This is a genomic window from Spiroplasma sp. AdecLV25b (genome assembly GCF_030913225.1).
Classification (GTDB): domain Bacteria; phylum Bacillota_I; class Bacilli_A; order Mycoplasmatales; family VBWQ01; genus Spiroplasma_E.
In genome coordinates this window covers 1-16,627 of the sequence record NZ_JAQYTS010000014.1, presented here as the reverse complement: position 1 = coordinate 16,627, position 16,627 = coordinate 1, and the positions used below count along the sequence as shown (strand labels likewise).

At 26.4% G+C, this 16,627-nt stretch carries 16 protein-coding genes; 9 read left to right on the top strand and 7 right to left on the bottom strand.

Features of this window, described 5'->3' with window-relative positions; all coding sequences use genetic code 4:
* The 7 genes from RDJ14_RS01435 to RDJ14_RS01405 all read left to right on the top strand — a co-directional run.
* The coding region (locus RDJ14_RS01435) for a hypothetical protein (protein ID WP_308149585.1) at positions 1 to 946 on the top strand (946 nt) is incomplete at its 5' end.
* Between the two features lie 14 nt (positions 947 to 960).
* A complete protein-coding gene (locus RDJ14_RS01430; protein WP_308149584.1) occupies positions 961 to 1,284 on the top strand; it encodes an FtsX-like permease family protein in 324 nt (107 codons plus the stop codon).
* A gap of 665 nt (positions 1,285 to 1,949) precedes the next feature.
* Positions 1,950 to 2,912 carry an ABC transporter ATP-binding protein gene (locus RDJ14_RS01425; protein WP_308149583.1) on the top strand — a complete coding sequence of 321 codons (963 nt, stop codon included), beginning with the start codon at positions 1,950 to 1,952 and terminating at the stop codon, positions 2,910 to 2,912.
* Between the two features lie 412 nt (positions 2,913 to 3,324).
* Positions 3,325 to 4,431 (top strand): type 2 glycerol-3-phosphate oxidase, encoded by a 1,107-nt coding sequence (gene glpO, locus RDJ14_RS01420; RefSeq protein WP_308149582.1) that lies wholly within the window; start codon positions 3,325 to 3,327, stop codon positions 4,429 to 4,431.
* A 27-nt stretch (positions 4,432 to 4,458) separates the two neighbouring features.
* Entirely contained in the window at positions 4,459 to 5,211 is a 753-nt protein-coding gene (locus RDJ14_RS01415; protein ID WP_308149581.1) for an MIP/aquaporin family protein, read from the top strand.
* Positions 5,212 to 5,232: 21 nt separating this feature from the next.
* Positions 5,233 to 6,801, top strand: a complete 1,569-nt coding sequence (glpK, locus tag RDJ14_RS01410) for a glycerol kinase GlpK (RefSeq protein ID WP_374047454.1) — start codon at positions 5,233 to 5,235, stop codon at positions 6,799 to 6,801.
* A gap of 710 nt (positions 6,802 to 7,511) precedes the next feature.
* Complete coding sequence (locus tag RDJ14_RS01405) at positions 7,512 to 7,874, top strand: hypothetical protein (RefSeq protein ID WP_308149579.1); 363 nt, start codon at positions 7,512 to 7,514, stop codon at positions 7,872 to 7,874.
* Here the strand turns inward: RDJ14_RS01405 and RDJ14_RS01400 are convergent.
* The 5 genes from RDJ14_RS01400 to RDJ14_RS01380 all read right to left on the bottom strand — a co-directional run bounded on the left by RDJ14_RS01400 (position 7,779) and on the right by RDJ14_RS01380 (position 14,307).
* The gene (locus RDJ14_RS01400; RefSeq protein WP_308149578.1) at positions 7,779 to 9,965 is read right to left on the bottom strand and encodes a UvrD-helicase domain-containing protein; all 2,187 of its coding nucleotides are present in this window, start codon (positions 9,963 to 9,965) and stop codon (positions 7,779 to 7,781) included. The genes RDJ14_RS01405 and RDJ14_RS01400 overlap by 96 nt on opposite strands.
* A 36-nt stretch (positions 9,966 to 10,001) precedes the next feature.
* The gene (locus tag RDJ14_RS01395) at positions 10,002 to 10,694 is read right to left on the bottom strand and encodes an RDD family protein (protein WP_308149577.1); all 693 of its coding nucleotides are present in this window, start codon (positions 10,692 to 10,694) and stop codon (positions 10,002 to 10,004) included.
* Positions 10,695 to 10,700: 6 nt separating this feature from the next.
* The gene (locus tag RDJ14_RS01390) at positions 10,701 to 11,714 is read right to left on the bottom strand and encodes a glycosyltransferase family A protein (RefSeq protein ID WP_308149576.1); all 1,014 of its coding nucleotides are present in this window, start codon (positions 11,712 to 11,714) and stop codon (positions 10,701 to 10,703) included.
* Positions 11,715 to 11,802: 88 nt separating this feature from the next.
* A complete protein-coding gene (locus RDJ14_RS01385) occupies positions 11,803 to 12,555 on the bottom strand; it encodes a hypothetical protein (protein WP_308149575.1) in 753 nt (250 codons plus the stop codon).
* A gap of 120 nt (positions 12,556 to 12,675) precedes the next feature.
* Positions 12,676 to 14,307 (bottom strand): YhgE/Pip family protein, encoded by a 1,632-nt coding sequence (locus tag RDJ14_RS01380; protein WP_308149574.1) that lies wholly within the window; start codon positions 14,305 to 14,307, stop codon positions 12,676 to 12,678.
* 89 nt (positions 14,308 to 14,396) lie between these two features.
* On the opposite strand from RDJ14_RS01380, the gene tpx reads away from it, so the two are divergent.
* Positions 14,397 to 14,903, top strand: coding sequence for a thiol peroxidase (tpx, locus tag RDJ14_RS01375; RefSeq protein ID WP_308149573.1), 507 nt, complete (start codon positions 14,397 to 14,399; stop codon positions 14,901 to 14,903).
* A 15-nt stretch (positions 14,904 to 14,918) separates the two neighbouring features.
* Here the strand turns inward: tpx and rmuC are convergent, their stop codons facing one another.
* Positions 14,919 to 15,581, bottom strand: a complete 663-nt coding sequence (rmuC, locus tag RDJ14_RS01370) for a DNA recombination protein RmuC (RefSeq protein ID WP_308149586.1) — start codon at positions 15,579 to 15,581, stop codon at positions 14,919 to 14,921.
* Positions 15,578 to 16,051: a hypothetical protein gene (locus RDJ14_RS01365; RefSeq protein ID WP_308149572.1), complete on the bottom strand. Its 474-nt coding sequence runs from the start codon at positions 16,049 to 16,051 to the stop codon at positions 15,578 to 15,580. The genes rmuC and RDJ14_RS01365 overlap by 4 nt, the downstream gene beginning before the upstream one ends.
* 169 nt (positions 16,052 to 16,220) lie before the next feature.
* Between RDJ14_RS01365 and RDJ14_RS01360 the strand changes: the two genes are divergently transcribed.
* Positions 16,221 to 16,559, top strand: a complete 339-nt coding sequence (locus RDJ14_RS01360) for a hypothetical protein (RefSeq protein ID WP_308149571.1) — start codon at positions 16,221 to 16,223, stop codon at positions 16,557 to 16,559.
* Positions 16,560 to 16,627 lie beyond the last annotated feature (68 nt).

The window sequence follows — 16,627 nt, the reverse complement described above, 5'->3', positions numbered from 1 at the left end:
AGTAGACAAACCACATTGAGCATTTAATTTTGAACAATATACTCCTGCTACTTTATTACCTAAAAAATATGCAGATGATAAATTACAAGATAAAACTGATAATGTATTAATAACAACAGATAAAACTATTACTGGTGCTATTAATGAAGTTAAAACTATTAATGATAAACAAGATTTACATATTAGTCAAATTATGACTAAAGTAACTAATGTAGAAAATGTTTTAGTTTTAAAACAAGATAAATTAACTGCTGGTGATAATATAACTATTAAAGATAATATTATTAGTGCTACTGGTGGTAAAACTGATTTAACTGATTATTATAAAAAAGAAGAAACAAATAAATTATTAGATAAAAAACAAGATAAAGAAAATTGAGTTGTAATAGGAAATAAAATTGATAATAGAACATGAAGTAATTTTGATATTAATCTTGGTAAAACATATCGTGTATTTATAACATGACACAGAAATGCACCTGAACAAAATGGTTATCCATTAATGTTATTGTTTAAATCAGCAAAAGCAGTTGGAACTGGTACATGAACTCTTTTAATTGGTAAAATTGATAATAAAGACGCTTCTTTAATTCTTAAGGCTGATTATACTAAATCTAATAAATGAAGTTTATTTATTAAATGTGAAATTGATGGTGGTGCTATATTTAGTTTTGAAGAATTTAAAGTAAATACTTATAAAATCACTAGTAATACATTAGATATTACTTCACCAAGTATAATTAATATAGATAAACCAATTAAAATTAATTCAAAAAGTTTAGAAACTAATGAAATAGAAGACAATTGTTGAGATATTGAATTAAAAGATAATCCAACACCAACACCTTGTCCATGTCCAAAATGAAAAGAAGTAGCAGTTACTACTGATTTAGTAACAATTAATTATAATTTAAAAAATAATAAATATTATCGAGTATTATTTTAGTATTAGTAAATTTAATGTTTCAAGAAAATAAAAAAGACATTATTAGTTTAAAAATTTTAGGTTATAGTAATAATCGAATTACCTCATTGATTATGATTCCTTATGTTATTAGTTTTATAAGTATTTTTATTTTTTCGGCAATCATAATTTATTTTCTGCTCCAAGTTACTTTACAATTATTATTTCAAATCGCTGGGGTTTGGTTATTATTTAATTTTTCAGCAATTTTGCTTTTAATTTTTTTCTTGAGTGTGACGTTTTTAACGGGTTTCTCATATGTTTTAGGTCATCGTCAAATTAATAATAGTCGTTTTAATGATGTTATTATGGAAAATTAGATAAAAAATTTGACTGTACTATTAAATTTTACAACTTAGGTAACAAATAGTATTATATTAATAATAATTTGTTAGTGGAAACATTACAAATAATCATGAAACTAAGAACCTAGAAAATGAATATACATATCAAACAAAAACTTTATTTGGAAAATTACCTAGCAGTAACTTACTTTTGAAAGTACAAAACGAAAGTTTTCTAGGAAGTATAATATTTAAAGGTTCAACGGCAGGCTGACCTATAGGAACAATTACTGCTTTGAAATTCTATCCACAAAGTTAATACATCCAATATAAAAACAGTCATACTATAAAATATGGTTCTTTTAATATTACTTTAAATAAAATACAATTTTGAAAAAAAAGTAGGAAAAAAATAAAAAAGGTATCAATACAACCTAAAATTTGATTTTATTAAATTTTTTATTTTTTATATAGCAAAGTACAACATGGTAGATTTTTGATGAGGTATTAATCCATAGTGCGATAGGGTATAAAGAAACTATGTAGTAGATGAGGGTAATTAACGCACTAATTAGAAAAATGAATTTATATGTTTCGTTTATAAATGTGCATTGCTATCATCATTCATATTTTAAGTTCCTATTTCAACAAATGTTATAATTAACAAATAAAACTATAACTAAGTAAGGAGTAAAAATCTTATGTCAGATGTTATGATTAGTGTTAAAAACTACAATATTAAATTTAAAAGATTTAAAATTCCACAAGCTGATTTTACAGTTTATAAAGGTACCATTCATGCCTTAGTTGGTCAATCAGGTAGTGGTAAATCAGTATTATTAAAATCAATTATCGGTGCTTTTCCTAGTAGTTGTTATAAAGGTGAAATTACTATAGATGGTCATCTTGCTGGTAGTGCCAAATCTAAATTAGGAATGGGTTATTCTTTAAACTTAGAAAACTTTCCACAAGGATTAAGTGCTTACAACTTTTTAAAATATTTAGGTAAAACAACAGGTATTAATAATGATAATTTAGTAGTTAACTTAGAAAAATTATTAAAATCTTTTAATTTATGAGAACATCGCCATGAGAAATTAAATTCTTATTCTTCAGGAATGAAAAATCGCACTATGTTAATTCAAGCATTAGTTCATGATCCACAATTAATTATCTTAGATGAACCAGGAGCGAATTTAGATTCAGAATCACGAAAGTATTTTACTAATGTCTTAAAACAATTAAAAGCGGAAGGGAAAACTATTTTCTTAACTACGCATATGATTAATGAGGTGAAAAATATTGTTGATAACTGTACCATTATTGATTTGGGAAACTTAATTTATAGTGGACCAGTCGCTAAGTTTGATGTTGGTAAAATTTTTATTTTGAATACTAATAACAATATTTCTACTATTGAACTATTAAAAAAATACAATTATCCATTTAAATATTTAGAAGCGATTGATGAAATTTTAATTAGATTGGATGATAAAGCAAAAATTGATAATCTTAATTTAATTATTATAAAAAAATCAGTTATCAGTTTATGAATTATATGAAAAAGAATTAGATTTAAAATATTTAAAAGAGTTTTTGTAAGAATAAATGAAACAGTTTTTGCTTTCTGAAATCAATATCATTTTCCTTATACTAATCATTAGAGTTCTTGTGAAATTAAGTTTAACTACTTCTAAATTATGAATAGTAGCAATCAAAGAAAGTTATACTTAATATAATGCGTATTATTCCCAATAAATTTCAATTATTCTCAACCCCTAATTTTTAATTATTGAATGTTGTTTACAATGAGATTTAAAAGGATTTAGTCCCCATAATACTAAATTATCATGTCATGAAATAATTAATATTTTGTCAGTTATTAAATAAAAAAGTAAATTATAGCAAAAGTTATAGAATCAAGAAGAATAGAAATTAAAGGTTAAATCCATTTTATGTGTAAATTTATTTTATCATAATTAAAAATTAGTAAACTTATCTCACCAATGACTAAAATGCACTCTACTTAATGTAGATAATAAAATTATTCTTAATAGTTGAAAGAAGGGGTAAATAATGACATTTGATTTTGATGTAATTACCATTGGTGCTGGTGTAATTGGTGTTGCTATTAGTGATGAGTTGGCTAAAAACAAATACAAAGTAGCAATTCTTGAAAGAAATCCACGTGTTGCCCAAGAAACATCAGAAGGTAATTCAGGTATTATCCACGGTGGATTTGATCCAACACCAGGTAAACTCAATGCCACTTTAAATTTACAAGGACGTAAAATTTATGAAAAATCTTGATTTAAAGAACTTGATTTTCCATGAACTAAAATTGACTCGTTAGTATTGGCATTTAATAAAGAAGAAATGTCAGAAGTGGGAAAATTGTATAAAAGAGGACTAACCAATGGTGTTAGTGAAAATGAATTAAAAGTTTTAACAAAAGAACAAGTTATGAAGTTAGAACCTAATGTTAACTCCAATATTGTTGGAGCACTATTATGCACAGCATCTTATGTTGTTGATCCTGTGTTATTAACACAAAGTTTAGTTAAGCGTGCACTTAAATATAAAGCACAATTATTTTTAAACCATGAAGTAATTAGCATCAAATCATTAACGTCAGGATTTAAAATTAGTTGTCGTACTAATAACAAAGAACTTAGTTTTACTTGTCAATATGTAATTAATGCTGCTGGCCACTATGCTGATGAAATGGCCAATATGATTGATTGTCATGATTTTACTTTAAAAACTAGAAGAGGTCAATATTGTATTCTTGAAAAAACGGAACGTAATATTATTAATAACCATGTCTTATTTATGGTTCCTACCATTCATGGTAAAGGAGTAATTGTTGCTCCTATGACTGATGGTCATATTTTAGTAGGACCAACTGCTATTGATAATGTGGCAAAAAACGAAACGCGAATCATTACTGTTGATGATATTAAGTATATCAATAAGATTGGATTACGTTTAATCCCATCATTAAAAATGAATAAAACTTGTAAAGTAATTAGTGGTTCACGACCAATTTCTGTTGAAACTGATGATTTTGTGATTGCTAGTGCTAGTAATAATAAAAACTTTATTAATGTGACAGGAATTAAATCACCTGGTTTAAGTGCAGCTCCAGCCATTGCTTTACTAGTTGCTGAATTATTAAAATAACAAATTGTTTAAAAGGAGGTAATAACTATGTCAGAAGTTGCACAAGTAATTATTGGTGAATTATTTGGTACATTTATATTAATTTTATTAGGAAATTGTGTCGTAGCTAACACATTATTAAAAAATTCTAAGGGAGAAAATAGTGGTTGAATTGTTATTTGTGTGGGATGAGGATTTGCTGTAGCAATTGCAGCGATGCTAAGTCAAATTTCAAAAGCACATTTAAACCCAGCAGTAACGATTGGACTATGAGTGGCAGGGAAAAAATTAGCATTTGTCGGTGGTAACTATGCGTATATTCCAATATACATTGTTGCTCAAATTCTAGGAGCTATGTTAGGACAAATTGTTGTTTACTTAGCATATTTCAAAGAATATAACAATACTGAAGACACAAATCGTATTTTAGCAACGTTTTCAACATCACCAGCTCATCATAGTTACATTTGAAATACAGTAACAGAAGTAATTGGCACATTTATCTTAGTAATGATTGTTGGTGGTACATTCTCAATTAAAAACTTAGTGCCAACAAGCGGTGGTTTTGCTGGTTCTTGCACGGTAGGAATCGGGGTAATGGTAATTGGACTAGCAATTGGTGGACCAACAGGTTTTGCTATTAACCCCGCCCGTGATTTAGGGCCAAGAATTATTCATGCCATTTTACCAATGAAACACAAAGGAACAAACGATTGAAAATATGCACCAGTACCCGTTGTCGGGCCATTACTTGGGGGAATCCTTGCTGGTGGTTTAATCCAATTAATAATGGTATTATAACCACAACGAAAGGAAGCAAAGATCATGGCTGAAAAATACATTATGACTTTAGATGAGGGTACTTCTAGTTGTCGTACTTTAATTATTAATCAAAAAGGGCAAATTGTTGGTAGTCATCAAATTGAAATTCCCCAGCACTATCCTCCACAATCAGAATGGGTTGAACATGACCCGATTGGTATCTGAAATAACCAGTTAACGACTATGGTGCAAGCATTAAATAAAAGTGGTATTAGCTCAAACGAAATTAAAGCCATTGGTATTACTAACCAACGAGAAACTACTGTTGTTTGAAACTTAGAAACAGGCTTACCGATTTACAATGCTATTGTTTGACAAGACCGTAGAACCGCTACTTATTGTGATGAATTAACTAAAAAAGGATGAAAAGATAAAATTCATCAAAAAACAGGATTACTAATTGATGCTTATTTTTCAGGAACTAAAATTAAATGAATTTTAGACAATGTCAAAGATGCACGAGAACTTGCCAAAAATGGTAAGTTAGCATTTGGAACCATTGATAGTTGATTAATTTACAAAATGACAGTAGGTACACATAACAATCAAGTGCAAGCTAAACATGTTATTGATATTACTAACGCTTCACGAACAATGTTATTTAACATTAACACTAAACAATGGGATAAAGAACTTTTAGCATTATTTGATATTCCTGAGATAATGTTGCCGGAAGTTATTCCTAGTTCTGGTGAAATTGGCAAAACTTATAAAGGAATGTTATCAAAAAACGATGATACTGAAATTATGATTGCTGCTGCTATTGGTGACCAACAAGCAGCATTGTTTGGCCAACTATGTTTAAAAGCAGGTGAAGTTAAAAACACTTATGGTACAGGATGTTTCATTTTAATGAATATTGGTGATAAACCTTTGTTATCAAAACAAGGGTTGTTAACGACCGTTGCTTATCAACTAACAGGACAAGAACCAGTTTATGCCTTAGAAGGTTCAGTATTTATAGCAGGCGCTGCTGTTCAGTTTTTACGTGACCAATTACGGATGTTATATCGTTCTGATGAAAGTTTATGATACTCACAAATTGTTGATCCTAAAGATGAACAACGTGTTTATGTCGTGCCAGCATTTGTGGGTTTAGGAGCACCATATTGAGATTCAACAGCTCGTGGTGCGATTTTTGGTTTAGAACGTGGAACCAAACGCGAACATATTGTTAAAGCAACTATTGAATCATTAGCATATCAATCACAAGATGTGATTATGGCTATGCAAGAAGATATTGTTCTTAATAAGGGTTTAAAAAACTTAACCATTAAAATTAAAGTTGATGGGGGAGCAAGTAATAATTCATATATTATGCAATTTCAAAGTGATATTAGTCGTACGATTTTAATTAAACCGCAAAATACAGAAACAACAGCCATGGGTGCTGCTTATTTAGCAGGATTAGCTGTTGGGTTTTGAAAGAGTATTGATGAGATTAAGAAGAATTATGTTGTTGAAAAAGAGTATAATCCGATTATGAAACCAGAAGATGCTAAAATTTTGTATAAGGGATGACAAGAAGCAATTAAACGTACGCGTGGTTGAACTACAGCGATTAAATAAATTAGTAAAAACTTGAGAATTTAGTAAGTTCATAAGTGAGGAAATTATGAACTTATTTAACTGATGCTGAACTCTTAATAGAATCTGATTTTTTGTTTTCTTGGTCAAAAAAATTAGTGACTTCTACTAGATTAATAAATGAGTATGTTTTCAACTTTTCTCGAGCAGGATTTTCATCCTTGCATAAATTTTCTTTAATTTTGGTAAAATATTTTTCTTTTTTATCTACTTGTCTTAAAAGTTTTTTTGCAAATCATTTATGTCATCTTTATATTTTATTTGCGTTTTTGTTGTAAAAAATTATTGAAGCAATCTTTCAAAAGATAGTAATTTTTTTAAACTCTATTTTAGAATGTAATATGTTGCTATTTTGGATGTCATTTAATTGTTTTTTTATTTTTACAATTCAGTGGGAATAGTAACTTCTTCTTTTGTAAGCAACTTTTCATGTTGTAGAAACTCTCCTTTAAAAATAAAGAAACCTGTGTATTTTTCATCTTTATATGCTTGTTGTATTTTTTGAAAAGAATTATCAATTATTTTGTAAAATATTGAAATTTGTAATGTTATCGTTATTTCCTATAGTTATCCCGTAACTAATTTTCAAAAATTATTTGATATTTCGCTTTTTTACCTTTATGATTAAATAGTTATAGTTATTTGTGACACTTTGTTAGCTATAACAATACTGAGATTCAAGGAGTAATGTGATGAGATTTGCACTTACAAGAAGAATCATTTTAAGTATTTCAGCAACACTGGCCAGTGCCAGTGTAATTACAGGAATAAGTTTAATTGGTGTTGATGGTCAAAAACAGTTAACAACACTAAATCAGTTTCCTAATCATTTAGAAAATGTGATTGAACAAGCATTACGAGTAGATCATATTGATGAAAAAGGTAAATTAATTACTGACCCATCACATAGTCGAAAAGATTCATATTTTTATCGTTTGTTTTTAATATTTAAGGGAACATTATACGAACTTTTTAATAGCATTGTGGCTAGCACTAAGAATTCGCATACCACCATTATTTTTATGAAAAGCAACTTGAATTTTATCACCAATTAGTTTAGTGATTACTCCTTTACCAAAAATTTCATGAACAATAATATCTCCAACTTTTCAATCATTACTAATAGCTTGGTTATTGTCTTTGTTAGCATCAAATTTAAAATAATTAAATTTTGAAATACTATGATTCTGGTAACTTTCTGCTATCTCTTGATGTTCATTATTAATTATTTTTAAATGAGTAATATCTAAATCTTTTAAGAAACGCGATGGTTGTTTCATAGTATTTAAAACATGTGAGAAACCATCAGCACTTGATAAAAATAAATATTTTTTAGCTCTGGTAATAGCAACATAAAATAAACGACGTTCTTCTTCAATTTTATTATCTTTATCATTATTTTTACTATGACCTGGTAAAATACCTTCGTTAATTCCAATAATAAAAACAACTTCAAATTCTAAACCTTTAGCACTATGAATAGTCATCAAACTAACAGCTTTTGCACTACTGTTTTCATCTAAGTCAGTATATAAACTTATTTCTTGTAAAAAAGCAGTAAGCAAAGCAGTTCCTTTTGTTTCATTAGCACTATCAAAATCTAATAATTGTGCCAATAATTGTTTTAGGTTTTCAATGCGCTCAGTTTCTAAGTTTTCTTCTAATGTTTTTAAATACTTAGTTTCTGCTAATACTTGTTCTGTTAATTTATGTAATGAGGTAACATCTTCAATATTACTTTGAATATCACTAATTAATTTAATTAATGGTTGCAAATGTTGACGGTAATTTTTTGGTAAGTTGTATTGATACTGAAATAAATATTCATTTAAACTTAATGAATATTGTTTAGCTAGTTCTAATAAATGGTCAATAGCTTTAGGACCAATTTTTGGTGTAGCATTTAAAATACGAACCATTGATAAATTATCATTTCAAGCAATAACTTTTAAGTATGCTAAAATATCTTTAATTTCTTTACGCTCGAAAAATTTGTAACCACCAAAAATTTTATAGTTAATATTATTATTAATTAATGCTTGTTCTAAATCTTTTGATAAGTAGTTATTACGATATAAAATAGCAATATTATTTAAGCCTAAATGATATTTTAAATGAATTTTTTTAATATTTGTAGCAACTCAATGTGCCTCTTGCGTACTGCTGCTGGCATGATAAACAACTACTTCACTACCCATATCATTTTTAGTAAATAAGGATTTATCAATGCGTTGGACATTATTTTTAATTAAACTATTGGCAGTATTTAAAATTTTAGTGGTACTTCGATAATTTTCATTTAAAATAAAGGTTTGGGTATTAGGAAATTTTTTAGTAAAATTTAAAATTAAATTAATATTAGCACCCCTTCAACTATAAATAGTTTGGTCTGGGTCACCAACTACTGTGATATTATTATGATTTGTAGAGAGAGATAATAATAAACTATATTGAATATCATTAGTATCTTGAAACTCATCAACTAAAATAAAGTTAAATTGGTCTTGTCATTTCTTTAAGACATAAGGAAATTCGTTAAACAAACGTTGTACTAACAATAATAAGTCATCGAAATCTAAACAGGAATTACTAATTTGATATTGTTTATATGATTCATAAACTTTAGCTCGTAAAATTCATTGGTCTTGATTTTGATAATCGTTTACTAATTCATCATAAGTAGTATGATGAATTTTTCAATTAGAAATACTACTACTCAATAATCTTAATTCTGCTAAATCAGCTTTATTTGAAAATTCTTTTTGATAAATATCTTTTAAAATTTTTCGTTGGTCTTCTTGATCAATAATATTAAAACTATTATTAATTTTTAAATTATGAATATCTTTTCGTAAAATTTTAGCACATAGTGCATGATAAGTAGCAATAGTAACTTTGATATCATCATTTTCTAACAACTGCATTACGCGAAGTTTCATTTCTTTGGCTGCTTTATTTGTAAATGTTAAAGCTAAGATTTTTTCGCTTGGTATTTTTATTACATTAATTAAATAAGCAATTTTGTAAGTCAAAACACGAGTTTTTCCCACTCCAGCTCCAGCAATAATACGGCATGGTCCATCAACGTTAATAATTGCTTGCAATTGTTGGTCATTAAGATTGTTAAGAAATTTATTTTTGTCCATTTTTTGGTGTCCTTAAATTAGTAAATATCGATACATTTAAAGATTATGAATATTTTCTAATTCGTCATCACTAATATTGCCTGGTTGACAGAACACTAAGTGGATATGTGGTTCATTATGCTTTTCTTGTTTAACATTTATTTTTTGGATAATTGGGTTTTTATTAATAACATAAGTTTTGGCACGACGGTCATAAAACAATTGGTGATATTTGTCAATTTTTGTTACAATCATGATACCGTAATATCAAGCAAAATCAAAACTAACCACAATACGAACAAGAATATTTATTCAAGAATTTAAAGTATTATTCGGTTTAATAGTAACAATATTTATATTAAAAGTCAATCTCAGAAATAAAATTATTCCCATTGTTAAACCTAATGGAATGAAAACTAAAAACATTTCTCGATAAAAAAGTTGCTTTAAAGTTAGGTTTTCATTATTACCATTTACTAACTTAATTTGTAAAATTAATTTGCCTAACGTTCGACCATGGCATTTTCAAGGAATAATAACAAAATAGATAGTAACAATAACAATATTAATAATAAATACAATCACAATTTTTCATCATTCTTGATGAGTTTTATCACCTAAATAGATTCCTAAGCCAATTATTAATGGGATAATACTAACAATAATTATATCAAAAATACGCGCTGTAAGACGCTTTCATGTTTGAGCGATTTTATAAGTTTCAGTTAATTTCTTGTTTTTGTTGTTCATAGTTTTTTACTCTCAATATTTTGAATCATCCACAATTTTATTTTCACGGCAATATGTTTTAACATACTTACTTAAATTAAGGCAATATGTCGTGAACACATCGTATTTATTAATAGTTTTTAAATAAGGATTTTTAAGAAAATTTTTATAACGAAAATCAATGGTATCTTTAACACGATTATAAGCTTTTTGAATTAGTAATGGTTTTTTGGTAATACTAATAAAACGTAAGAATGTGTATAAATAATAACGAACAAAGGCATATTCTAGTTCATCATGTAATACTTTTTTAATTTTTTGGTTATTATAATAGTTTAAAATATGTACTCACTGATTTAATAAATCAAAGGTATTATCATGTTCTAAAGAATTAAATCTACAAGAGTTAAATTTACAAGTAATTAATGTATCAATAATAGCATAATATTCTGTACAATGCGCTAAAAACGAGTAAAGAAATAAACTATCAAATTGGATTTCTTTCCGAAACTGGATACCATATTCTCTAATAATACTTAATTTCATTACTTTTGTACTTAAAATTGGTGATGTTAAGGCATAAACACTTTTTCCCTTAGGCGTATTTAGTTGATACACTTCATTAGTTTCAATTCTAATTGTTGAATGAAAAACGGAATTAGCATCTAATTCATAATGAACACGATATTCGATACAATCAATTTTGGGATTTTTTTCTAATGTTTGTGTAATAAACGATACAAAATCAACATTTGGAATTTCACTCGGATTTAAAACAATTACATATTCTCCTCGTGCATACTTTAATCCTAAATTACGGCCAATAGAAATACCACTATTTTGAAAATAAGTAATAAGAACTAGTTGCTCTGAATATAATTTAAAAAACTTAGACATTACTTCTAAGTTTTCATTGTTAACTCCATCATCAATAACAACAACTTCAAAATCAGAACTTTTTTGTTGGAAGATATTTTCCAATCAATCGTTTAAAACTTCTGATTCAATAGCTGTTGTATTTAAAATAAAACTTAGCAACATAACATTCCCTTTCTAGCTTCTCTTTTAATTATAACATTACTTATTTTTTTCTTAATAAAAATCAAAATAAGTAGTTAGTTATAAAGTGTTATTTTTCGTTGAAACGTTCTTGTTTTTTGATAACAGATGAATATAATTTCTCATCATTTAAATTATACTTTATTTTTTTTCCATTACTCAATTTTAGTGGTAAATTATCCTCTTCTTTTACTTTTTTCCTATTAGTTTTACCAATTAATTTTGTTGTTTGTTTTTCTAAAGCACGTATTTTTTTGGTTTCAAATCTTTCTATTTTTAATAAAAAACTACTAATGAATTTTTTATAAGAATTAACATAGTAACGTAATAGTTTTTTATTTTGCGCATGATTATGATATTTAAGCAAAATACAAACATAATTTAATTCCTTATCTTTTTCTTTAGCAACAATCGTATCAAAGAAACTTTGATAGTTATGACTTAGATTATATTCTTGACCCTTAACAGGACTATGGTAGGCAGTAAAACCTAAATTACCTGTGGTATTATAATATTTAAAATCAGCAACGCGTGTTGTTTTTTGCCCATGAGGGTGTTCTTGTGATTTAATATCTGAAATTTTAAAAACATTGTCCTCATCAAAATCTAAAAAATAACAATAAATCTTATGATTAAAATCAGTTTTTGTTTTAAATGATATGTATAAATCAATTTTAGTCTCATAATTTAATTTATCAAAAGTACTAACATAAGGTTGATAAAAATCATATTTTTTTTCAATAATTTCTCAGTCTTTATTTTTAGTAATTACCTTTTCAATTTCATCAATACAAATACTTGTTTTTAAAATATTTTTTTTCATAATCATTTGCTCCAATCTTTACTTTATATCATAATCTAGTAATTATTTTATCAAATTATAATCTGATAGTGTGATAAGATAAACTATAATAAGTAAGTATCTAAGGTTACTAATAAAATCTTATTCACCTTCTTCTAATAAAGATATATTGTTCGTTTCAATTAGTAAAGTTTCTGATTTATTAGTTTCTAGTTTCGTTCCAAGCTGTTTAGCATCACGTTTATCATATCATCAATTAACTAATAATGACAATGGTACTAAGATTACCACAAATAGTAATAAGCAACCAAGACTTCATAAAATATTAAGTGCATTAGGATTAATAAGGATTTCCCTTAATCCTTTAATAGCATAACTAAATGGTAAGACATGATACATAACTTGGAAGAAACCTGGTTCTAGTTCCACTGGAAAAGTTCCACTTGATGATGAAAGTTGTAAAATTAATAAAATAACAACTAAAAATCTTCCTAAATCATGATTGCGGAACATATGAGCAATACTCTGGACTACTAAGTCAAAAATTATTCCAATACACCACATATATAATAATAATTGTCAACAACAACTTCATAAATCAGTACTATGGAATAACAATAATAATGAAGTAGTTAAAATTGTTGATTGTATTAATCCGAATATGACCATTCATAATGATTTGCCTAAGTAATTAGACCAAAACTTAGATTTATTTACATCCTTATCACGAATAAAAGTAAAGGTTAATAATAATGTTCCTACTCACATTCCAATACACATGAAGTACGGACCTAAACCAAAACCATAAGGTGATTTATCTTGTCCTTCAATATTAATATTAAAGTCAATAAAATTTAGTGGTGCTAATAGTTCATGATTCATCCAATATGCATGTTCTAAGTTTTTAACATCATTAATTTTATCATTGCTATCAACACTACCAATTCGAGCATTAAACTCATCAGCATGCGGACCTAGACCAGGGACAACAATTGATAAAAAATTATACAAAGTTTTAAAAATTGGTTGAAACTTTTTATAGCCATCAGGACCTGGTTCATTAATAGCATTATTGTATCAATAATCAAAAATTTGGTCACTAATAACGACTGGTAAGAATTTACCAAAGATACTATCTTTTAAAGTATTTAAGGCAAAATCATTAATTTCTCCTAAAATGGGATTAACTTTATATGAAGCTTCTAAACTAATTTTGGGACGCTCAGAAATTTTATTAATTAAATTCCAGATCTTTTCAGGAGTTGTAATATTATCTTCGACAATTTTTAAAACTTTACTAAAAAAAATATTAAAATCGTTAGTAAAGTTTTTATCAACTATAATTTCTGTTAAAAACGTTTTATCATTTTTATGTTCTTGGTATGTTTTATCATTATCATAATAATAAACGGTAAAGGTTTTCTTCTCATTACTAATTTGTAAATCATTAATATTAAATTGATAAGCACCATATTTATTTTGTGAAGTTCCATCTAAATTTAAATTATGTAAGTTAATGATACGGTTATCATGACCAGAAGCGTCACTATACGTATCAGCGTTAACTAATGCAATCGGTAATTTATTAATATTACCTAAAGGATTAAAGAATGCTCACAAGGCAATAAAGGCATATAAGAAAGGAATAAAACATAAGGCAATACTTTTAACAATGGTTTTTCGATTTTTATATACATGATTAGAACCTATTGCTTTAAAAGCAATTTTAAATTCCTGATTACCATTTTTTATTGATTTTAAAAGTTTTTGCACAACCTTTTCTCCTTAATTTTTATTTATCACTAGTTTTTAGTTATAATAATATTATAAAATACATTTACTAAAAAGGAGAAATAAATATTATGATTCAACTAACAATTAAGGGTAACCCTGTTCATATTAAAAATAATCCGATTAAGGTTGGCGATATCTTAAACTTCACGGCAGTTGATAATCTCCTACGTGAAATGAATTTAACACAATTTCCTCATCGTTTTAAAATTATTTCTAGTGTTCCTAGTATTGATACTAAAACTTGTGCTTTACAAACTGCATATTTTAACGCGGAAGCTACTAAATTACAAGAACTAGTTGTTATTACAATTTCTAAAGATTTACCATTTGCGCAAAGCAGATTTTGTGAAAACTTAAAACTTAACGGTAATTTCCATATTTGAAGTGACTATCGTAATAATGAAAATAATTTTAGTAATAAGACTAATTTATTAATTGATGAAACACAATTGTTAGCACGTAGTGTTATGGTCCTAGATGATAGTAATAAAATTTTATATTTACAAATTGTCAAAGAGGTAAGTGATGAACCAGATTATGACCAAATATTAAAGTTTCTTAAAACATTAAACTAATAAAATTTCCTTAACTTATTCATCTAAATCAAAATCTTCTAATTTTTCTTGCTTATCTTTTATTTTATTAATAGTTATGTCAAGTTCCCTTATTATCTTTTCGTTATCTAATAATTTCTTTTTAATTACTTCTCATCTAGTGTTAAATCTTTGATACTCATCTTTAATTTCGATAATTACTTTTTTAACTTTACTAATATTTTTATTTAACTCGTAGTCTTTTTGAATTTGAGAAATAATATGAAGTGAATAAGCTAAAGTAGTGGGTGAACAAATCCAAACTCGTTCACGAAATGAAACATCAAAAATTTCTTGCATTTCATCAGTTAAATAACTAAAAATTGCTTCAGATGGAACAAATAAAATCGCATTTGTAATATTGTTTTTAACATTAATATATTTTTTTACTTCTTTGATTTTATCTTTAACTGCTATTTTAAATTTATCATTATTAATTTTAAGGAGCGTTGGATCTGCTTTTTGGGCAATTGCTTTATTAATTGCGCGGTATTGTTCTAATGGAAATTTAGCATCAATCGCAATTTTTTCTTTTTCTCCCATATTAATTAAAACATCAATGTTACCAGAATGACTTTTATTTTCTTCAACAATAAGTTTACCTTGTGTTGTTCAAATTTTTGAGTTTTCTCCTAAAATGTTAGTTAGAATTGAATTTAAAGCAAATTCACCAACATTACCACGAGCTTTAGTATTATAAAAATACTGTTTAATGATTGAACATCGGTTTTTAATGTATCAATATTTTTTAAATTTTCCTCTAATTTTAAAAATGCTTCACTTAATTTATTTGTATTAGTGCTTTGTTTTTCATTAACAACACTAAATTTTTCATCAGAAAATTTAACCAATCCTTCGAGTTGATTTCTTAAATTATTAATACTAGTATCATTATTACCTAATTTTTCTAATGCTGTTGTTCATTTGCTAATTGCTTCTTTTTGGTCACTAGTTAAACCAGTAAAATTATTTTTTAAATCATTTTCCATTCTAATTAGTGTCTCTTTTAACGGTTCTGAATCAAAGCTTAATTTTTCTTTATGTTTATTAATTAGTTTAATCCCAAAATAAGTTATTAAAACAATTAAGAACACTAATATTACTAATATTATTGTTTCAGTTATTATCATTGATTTACTCCTTAAACATTTATAATTGTAATTCTTAAGCTATTTTATCATGGTTTAAGAGTTTTTATTTTTAAATCAGAACTTATCAAGGTAAATGTTATTTCTAATTTAACTTTTTAAATCAGAAATAAAATTATGATATAGTTTATTTAAAGGGATGGTTTAAAAGATGTTTAATGAAGAATTAAAACAAATTTTAGTAAAAAAAGAAATAACTACTAAAGATAAAATAATTTTTAGAGTAATTTTAGATATTTTAAATGCAATTTTTACCGATGAACATCATGTTTCAATCTTAAAAGTTGGTTACAAAATAGATGAACATCAACAAATTTGATTTCCAAATATTGTTCTTGATCGTAAAAAAGAACTAGCAATCAAAAATGGATATGCCATTTATTTATCTGAAGATTGAAATTATATTTATCAATATATGGTTAAGTCCCGAATCTTGTGTAAATTTATTTTTACAGAGCAATATTTCTCATATCAAATAAATTTAGTTTAATTTATTGTACCATACTTAAAAGTTGGTAGGTTAATCTTATCTAAAATTAATTTTAAAATTCTTATAGT